General features: G+C 36.6%; 13 protein-coding genes. All 13 read right to left on the bottom strand.

The window, feature by feature from the left end; genetic code table 11:
- A partial coding sequence (locus tag ACO08A_RS00065) for a hypothetical protein (RefSeq protein ID WP_422036746.1) occupies nucleotides 1-310 on the bottom strand: 310 nt, incomplete at its 3' end.
- A 728-nt stretch (nucleotides 311-1,038) separates the two neighbouring features.
- The gene (locus ACO08A_RS00060; protein WP_422036745.1) at nucleotides 1,039-1,545 is read right to left on the bottom strand and encodes a hypothetical protein; all 507 of its coding nucleotides are present in this window, start codon (nucleotides 1,543-1,545) and stop codon (nucleotides 1,039-1,041) included.
- A gap of 862 nt (nucleotides 1,546-2,407) precedes the next feature.
- Nucleotides 2,408-2,719 carry a hypothetical protein gene (locus tag ACO08A_RS00055; RefSeq protein ID WP_422036744.1) on the bottom strand — a complete coding sequence of 104 codons (312 nt, stop codon included), beginning with the start codon at nucleotides 2,717-2,719 and terminating at the stop codon, nucleotides 2,408-2,410.
- Between the two features lie 73 nt (nucleotides 2,720-2,792).
- The gene (locus ACO08A_RS00050; protein ID WP_422036743.1) at nucleotides 2,793-3,065 is read right to left on the bottom strand and encodes a hypothetical protein; all 273 of its coding nucleotides are present in this window, start codon (nucleotides 3,063-3,065) and stop codon (nucleotides 2,793-2,795) included.
- Between the two features lie 97 nt (nucleotides 3,066-3,162).
- Entirely contained in the window at nucleotides 3,163-3,366 is a 204-nt protein-coding gene (locus ACO08A_RS00045; RefSeq protein ID WP_422036742.1) for a hypothetical protein, read from the bottom strand.
- Between the two features lie 300 nt (nucleotides 3,367-3,666).
- Nucleotides 3,667-4,020, bottom strand: a complete 354-nt coding sequence (locus ACO08A_RS00040) for a hypothetical protein (RefSeq protein ID WP_422036741.1) — start codon at nucleotides 4,018-4,020, stop codon at nucleotides 3,667-3,669.
- A complete protein-coding gene (locus ACO08A_RS00035) occupies nucleotides 4,021-4,158 on the bottom strand; it encodes a hypothetical protein (protein ID WP_422036740.1) in 138 nt (45 codons plus the stop codon).
- Nucleotides 4,155-4,475, bottom strand: coding sequence for a hypothetical protein (locus ACO08A_RS00030; RefSeq protein ID WP_422036739.1), 321 nt, complete (start codon nucleotides 4,473-4,475; stop codon nucleotides 4,155-4,157). Before ACO08A_RS00030 ends, ACO08A_RS00035 begins: the two co-directional genes overlap by 4 nt.
- Nucleotides 4,476-4,613 (bottom strand): hypothetical protein, encoded by a 138-nt coding sequence (locus ACO08A_RS00025; RefSeq protein ID WP_422036738.1) that lies wholly within the window; start codon nucleotides 4,611-4,613, stop codon nucleotides 4,476-4,478. It lies immediately after the preceding gene.
- A gap of 718 nt (nucleotides 4,614-5,331) precedes the next feature.
- Nucleotides 5,332-5,724 (bottom strand): hypothetical protein, encoded by a 393-nt coding sequence (locus ACO08A_RS00020; RefSeq protein WP_422036737.1) that lies wholly within the window; start codon nucleotides 5,722-5,724, stop codon nucleotides 5,332-5,334.
- Between the two features lie 162 nt (nucleotides 5,725-5,886).
- Complete coding sequence (locus tag ACO08A_RS00015; RefSeq protein WP_422036736.1) at nucleotides 5,887-6,141, bottom strand: hypothetical protein; 255 nt, start codon at nucleotides 6,139-6,141, stop codon at nucleotides 5,887-5,889.
- On the bottom strand, nucleotides 6,138-6,476 hold the full coding sequence (locus ACO08A_RS00010; protein WP_422036735.1) for a hypothetical protein: 339 nt from the start codon (nucleotides 6,474-6,476) through the stop codon (nucleotides 6,138-6,140). Before ACO08A_RS00010 ends, ACO08A_RS00015 begins: the two co-directional genes overlap by 4 nt.
- On the bottom strand, nucleotides 6,460-7,149 hold a 690-nt coding region (locus ACO08A_RS00005; protein WP_422036734.1), incomplete at its 5' end, for a hypothetical protein. The genes ACO08A_RS00010 and ACO08A_RS00005, both read right to left, overlap by 17 nt.

The raw sequence follows: 7,149 nt of genomic DNA, 5'->3' as shown, positions 1-7,149 counted from the left end.
ATAAAAATGTCCTGTTCCAACATAAAATAAAAAGACCTTGTCCCAAAATAAAATAAAAATGGCCTGATCCAACATAAAATAAAAATGCCTTGTCCCAACATAAAATAAAAATGCCCTGTTGCATTATTAAATAAAAATGCCCTATTCCAATATTAAATAAAAATTTCCTGTTCCAATAAAAAATAAAAATGCCTTGCCCCAGTACAACAAAAAAATACCCTGCCCCAACATCAAATAAAAATGCCTTGATCACTATAAAATAAAAAGGCCTTTGCCCCAAGATCAAATAAAAGTGCCCCAGCCCCAACATAAAATAAAAAGGCCCTATCCCAACATAAAATATAAATGCCCTTATCCATTATAAAAACTAGAATGCCCTGCCTCGACATAAAATGAAAATGTCCTACCCCAACTTAAAATAAAAATGCGCTGCTCCAACATAAAATAAAAAGTGCACCTGCCCTACCATAAAATCAAAAGGCCCCTGCCCCAATATAAAATAAAAATGCCCTGCTCCAACATCAAATAAAAGTGTACCTACCCCAACATAAAATAGAAATGCCCTGCTCCAAATTAAATTAAAAATGCCCTGCTCCAAATTCAAATAAAGATATCTTGCCCCAACAAAAAATAAAAATGCCCTGCCCCAACACAAAATAAAAATACCCCTGTTCCAACATACAATAAAAGTATACCTGCCCTAACATAAAACTAAAATTCCCTGCTTCAAGATAAAATAAAATGCCTTGCCCCAACATAAAATAAAAGTGCACCTACCCCAACATAAAAACTAGAATGCCCTGCCTCAACATAAAATGAAAATGTCCTACCCCAACATAAAATAAAAATGCCCTGCCCTAAGATAAAATAAAAATGGCCCTGCCCCAACATAAAATAAAAAGGCCTTTGCCCCAAGATAAAATAAAAGTGCCCCAGCCCCAACATAAAATAAAAATATCCTGCTCCAACATAAAATAGAAATGCCCTGCTCCAGCATAAAGTCAAGAATGCCCTGCCTCAACATAAAATGAAAATGTCCTACCCCAACATAAAATAAAAATGCCCTGCCCCAATAAAAAATAAAAATGCCCTGCTCCAACATAAAATAAAAAGGCCTTGCCCCAAGATAAAATAAAAATGGCCTGTTCCATTATAAAATCTAAATGCCCTGCCCCAACGAAAAATAAAAATGCCCTGCCCCAACATAAAATAAAAATGGCCCTGTCCCAACATAAAATAAAAATGCCCTGCTTCAACAAAAAATAAAAATGCCCTGCTCCAACATAAAATAAAAAGGCCTTGCCCCAAGATAAAATAAAAATGGCCTGTTCCAACATAAAATAAAAATGCCCTGTCCCAACATAAAATAAAAAGGCCTTGCCCCATTAAAAAATAAAAATGTCCTGCTCCAACATAAAATAAAAAGGCCTTGCCCCAAGATAAAATAAAAATGCCCTGCTGCAACATAAAATAAAAATGCCCTGCCCCAACATAAAATAAAAATGCCCTGCTCCAGCGTAAAATAAAAATACCCTGCTCCAACAAAAAATAAAAATGCCTTGCCCCAACAAAAAATAAAAATGCCCTGCCCCAACACAAAATTCAAATACTTGTGTTCCAGCATAATGAATGTGTCAACTTCCCAAAATGTCAACTGTCTTTTTTTCTCAAATTCTATGTTTTGCAATTTGTCACAATTTATTTTTTGTCGACTTCTCCATTCGACAATTTGTTTGTTTGTTTGTTTTTGTTGTTTCTTTGTTGTTTTTCAATATGTCAACTTGTTGACTAATCAGTGTGTCACTTTGCCATTTTGTCATTTTGTCAGTCTGCCAACTTGTCAGTTTTTTAATTTGGGCATTTGTTACTTGTATATGTTTTGCAATTTGTCACATAATTTTTCATTAGTCAGCTTCTAGGTTTGACAGTTTGTTTGTTTGTTTCTTTTTTGTTTTTCAGTTTGTCAAATTGTTGACTTAAGAGTTCCTCATTTTGCCACTTTTTCACTTTGTTTGTTTGCCAACTTGTCCGTTTTTTCATTGTCACTTGTCTCTTTGTCCAGCCCTCGACTTGCTAAGTTTCTCACTTCCTCAATTTTTCAATATATCAGTTTATTCAGTTTGCCAGTTGTAGACCAGTCAATTTGGATGTGAGTTTCTGGGTTGTTGGTTTGTGGGAAGGTCAACTTCTCAAATTGTGAGTTTGTGAGTTGGTCACTTTGTAAGTTTGTCAGCTTGTCAGTTTGTAAGGTTTTTATTTGTTCAATTTGTAGGTTTTTCTTGTTTTCAATTGGCCAATTTGTAAGTTTGCTTATTTTTTACTTGGCCAATTGATAAGTTTGTCGTTTTTGAATTTGTCATTTTGTCAATAAATTTACTTGTCAATTTGAAAGTTTTTCAGTTATTTGTCAGTTTGTGAGTTGTAAGTTTGTCAATTTGTCAAGTTGTGACTTTGTCAATTTCTTGAGTTTGTTCCTTTCTTTCTTTGTTTGTTTTGTCCATTTGCATTTGCTTGCTTTGCCTGCTCCTTCAGATCTGCACATTGTGCCTTGCCTGTTTTTCGACCTTTTGAAGTGTTTGTTTGTTTTCTTTTGAACTTGTTGCTGTTTTTGTTTGGTTTTTTTTTGCTTCGAAAACAAAAAGCGGTCCAACATCTTTTCCCTCACATCTTCTCCATGGACATTTGTTATGTGGAATGCATCTTCTCCCATTTTCTCCATAGACTTTTCTTATCTCAATGCATTTTTTCCATGGACTTTTGTTATCTCAATGCATTTTCTCCATGGACTTTTGTTATTTCAATGCATTTGCTCCATAGACTTCTGTTATCTCAATGCGTGTTTCTTCACCTTCCTCTTCCTCTTCTTCTTCCTCTTCCTCCTCCATCTTCCTTTTCACCTTCATCTTCATCTTCCTGCTCATCTTCATCTTCCTCTTTCTCTTCCTCTTCATCTTTGTTTTCTTCTTCCTCTTCTTTTTGCCCTTCCTCTTCCTCTTCCCCTTCATCTGCATCAGTTTCTTCTTCTTCGTCTGCATCTTCATCTTCATTGTCATCTTCATTGTCATCTGCATCTTCTTATTCTTCCTCCTTTTCATCTTCATTAAGATCTACATTTTCCTCTTCCTCTTCCTTTTTCTCTTCATCTTCCTCTTCACATGCATCTTAATCTTTTTTCTTCATCTTCTTCTTGATCCTCTCCTCCATCTTCCTTTTCACCTTCATCTTCTTGTTCCTCTTCCTTTTCCTCTTTCTCTTCCTCTTCATCTTTGTTTTCTTCTTCCTCTTCTTTTTGCCCTTCCTCTTCCTCTTCCCCTTCATCTGCATCAGTTTCTTCTTCTTCATCTGCATCTTCATCTTCATTGTCATCTGCATCTTCTTATTCTTCCTCCTTTTCATCTTCATTAAGATCTACATTTTCCTCTTCCTCTTCCTTTTCCTCTTTCTCTTCATTTTCCTCTTCATCTTTGTTTTCTTCTTCCTCTTCTTTTTGCCCTTCCTCTTCCTCTTCCCCTTCATCTGCATCATTTCTTCTTCTTCATCTGTATCTTCATCTTCATTGTCATCTTCCTCTTCATTGTCATCTGCATCTTCCTGTTCTTTTTCCCTTTCATCTTCATCAAGATCTTCATCTTTTTCTTCCTCTTCATCTTGCTCTTCACCTGCATCTTAATCTTTTCTCTTCATCTTCTTCTTGATCCTCTCCTCCATCTTCCTTTTCATCTTTATCTTCATCTTCCTGTTCATCTTCATCTTCCTCTTTCTTTTCCTCTTCCTCTTCATCTTTGTTTTCTTCTTCCTCTTCTTTTTGCCCTTCCTCTTCCTCTTCCCCTTCATCTGCATCATTTTCTTCTTCTTCATCTGCATCTTCATCTTCATTATCATCTTCATTGTCATCTGCATCTTCTTTTTCTTCTTCCTTTTCATCTTCATTAAGATCTTTATTTTCTTCTTCCTTTTTCTCTTAATCTTTATCTTCAACTTCATTTTCCTCTTCATCTTCATTGTCACCTGCAACTGCATCTACATCTTCCTCTTCCTCTTCCCCTTTTTCTTCCTGTTCCCCTTTCTCTTCATCTTCCTTTTCATCTTCCTCTTCATCTTTATCTTCATCTCCCTCTTCGTCTTCATTTTCTTCTCCCCCTTCCCCTTCCTTTTCATCTGCATCTTTTTTTCATCTTCCTCTTCCTCTTCATCCCCATTGTCATTTGCATCTGCATCTTCTTCTTCATCTTTCTCTTCCTCTTCCTTTTCATCCAGATTGTCATCTGCATCTGCATCTTCTGATTCATTGTCCTTGTCCTTTTCCTTGTTCTTTTCCTCTTCCTCTTCCTCTTCCTCTTCATCTTCCTCTTCCTTCTCCTTTTCTTTTTCTTCTTCCTCTTCATCTTTATCTTCTTCAACATCTTTATCTTCCTCTTCCTCTGCATCTTCATTTTCTTCTTCCTCTTTTTTTTGCCCTTACTCTTCCCCTTCATCTATATCTTCCTCTTCTTATTCCCCTTTCTCTTCCTGTTCCCCTTCCTCTTCATCTTTATCTTTATCTTCGTCTTCCTCTGCCTTCTCCTTTTCCTTTTCTCCTTCCTCTTCATCTTCCTCTGCCTCTGCATCTTCATTTTCTTCTTCTTCATTTCAACAAAAAATGCTTTGCCCCAGCATTGAAAAAATGGCCTGCCCCACTATTAAATTAAAAATACCCTGCTCCAAATTAAAATAAAAATGCCCTGCTCCAAATTAAATTAAAAATGCCCTGCTCCAAATTAAAATAAAAATGTCTTGCCCCAACATAAAATAAAAATGCCCTGCTCCAACATAAAATAAAAAGTGCACCTGCCCCAACATAAAATCAAAAGGCCCCTGCCCCAATAAAAAATAAAAATACCCTGCTCCAATATAAAATGAAAGTGCACCTGCCCTAACATAAAATCAAAAGGCCCCTGCCCCAAGATAATATAAAAATGCCCTGCTCCAACATAAAATAAAAAGGCCTTTGCCCCAAGATAAAATAAAAGTGCCCCAGCCCCAACATAAAATAAAAAGGCCCTATCCCAACATAAAATAGAAATGCCCTGCTCCAAATTAAATTAAAAAAGGCCCTGTTCCAAATTCAAATAAAAATATCTTGTCCCACTCAAAAATAAAAATGCCCTGCCCCAACACAAAATAAAAATACCCCTGTTCCAACATCTAATAAAAGTGAAACTGCCCTAACATAAAACTAAAATTCCCTGCTTCAAGATAAAATAAAAATGCCTTGCCCCAACATAAAATAAAAGTGCACCTATCCCAACATAAAAACTAGAATGCCCTGCCTCAACATAAAATGAAAATGTCCTACCCCAACATAAAATAAAAATGCCCTGCCCTAAGATAAAATAAAAATGGCCCTGCCCCAACATAAAATAAAAAGGCCTTTGCCCCAAGATAAAATAAAAGTGCCCCAGCCCCAACATAAAATAAAAATATCCTGCTCCAACATAAAATAGAAATGCCCTGCTCCAGCATAAAGTCAAGAATGCCCTGCCTCAACATAAAATGAAAATGTCCTACCCCAATATAAAATAAAAATGGCCCTGCCCCAACATAAAATAAAAATGCCCCTGCCCCAACATACAATAAAAATGCCCTGCCCCAACATAAAATAAAAATACCTTGCCCCAACCAAAAAAAAAAAGACCCTGCCCCTGACCTTGATTTGTTCAATTTGCAGGTTTTTCTTGTTTTCAATTGGCCAACTTGTAAGTTTGCTTATTTTTTACTTGGCCAATTGATAAGTTTGTCGCTTTTGAATTTGTCATTTTGTCAATAAATTTTGTCAATTTGAAAGTTTTTCAGTCATTTGTCAGCTTGTGAGTTGTAAGTTTGTCAATTTGTCAAGTTGTGACTTTGTCAATTTCTTGAGTTTGTTCCTTTCTTTCTTTCTTTGTTTTTTCCATTTGCATTTGCTTGCTTTGCCTGCTCCTTCAGATCTGCACATTGTGCCTTGCCTGTTTCTCGACCTTTTGAAGTGTTTGTTTGTTTTCTTTTGAACTTGTTGCTGTTTTTGTTTGGCTTTTTTTTTACTTCCAACACAATTTGCAGCAGCAGGGCCAGGGGCACAGCAAGCAACTGCAAAAAAGAAAACAACTTTTGTCCAATGGTCAAAAAGCGGTCCAATGGTCTGCATCTTCTGGTTCCTTTTTATTTTCATTTTCCTTTTCCTTGTCCTTGTCCTTCTCCTTGTCTTTGTCCTTTTCCTTGTCCTTGTCCTTCTCCTTTTCCTTTTCCTTGTCCTTAGCCTTGTCCTTGTCCTTGGCCTTATTCTTTTCCTCTTCCTCTTCCTCTTCCTCTTCCTCTTCCCCTTCCTCGTCCTCTTCCTTCTCCTTTTTCTTTTTCTTCTTCCTCTTCATCTTTATCTTCTTCAACATCTTTATGTTCCTGTTCCTCTGCATCTTCATTTTCTTCTTCCTCTTTTTTTTGCCCTTACTCTTCCCCTTCATCTATATCTTCCTCTTCTTTTTCCCCTTTCTCTTCCTGTTCCCCTTCCTCTTCCTCTTTATCTTCATCTTCATCTGCCTCTTCATGTTCATCTTTATCTTCCTCTGCCTTCTCCTTTTCCTTTTCTCCTTCCTCTTTATCTTCCTCTGCCTCTGCATCTTCATTTTCTTCTTCTTCTTGCCTTGCTTCTTTCTCTTGCCCTTTATCTGCATCTTGATCTTGTTGTCTTTCATCTTCATCTTCATCTTCCTCTTCCTCTCTTCCTCTCTTCCTCTTCCTCTTCCTCTTCCTCTTTTTTTTCTTCCTCTTCATTGTCTTCTCCATCTGCATCTTCTTATTCATCTTTATTCTTCCCTTCTTGTCATTGTCTTCAATTTCACAAAAAATTGCTCTGCCCCAGCATTGAAAAAAAGGCCTGCCCCAATTTAGAATAAAAATGCCCTGCCCCATCATAAAATAAAGAAGCCTTGCCCCAATATAAAATAGAAATTCCTTGCTCCAACATAAAATAAAAATGACCTGCCCCAACATAAAATAAAAATGCCCCTGCTCCAAGAAAATATAAAAAGGCCTTGCCTCAAGGTAAAATAAAAATGCCCTGCCCCAACAAAAAAATAAAAATGCCTCGCCCAATATAAAATAAAAATCTCCTGCCCCAACATGAAATAACAGTGT

The organism is Roseibium sp., from assembly GCF_965232425.1.
Taxonomy (GTDB): Bacteria; Pseudomonadota; Alphaproteobacteria; order Rhizobiales; family Stappiaceae; genus Roseibium.
The sequence above is the reverse complement of the archived record's forward strand: the minus strand, read 5'-3'. Positions and strand labels throughout refer to the sequence as shown.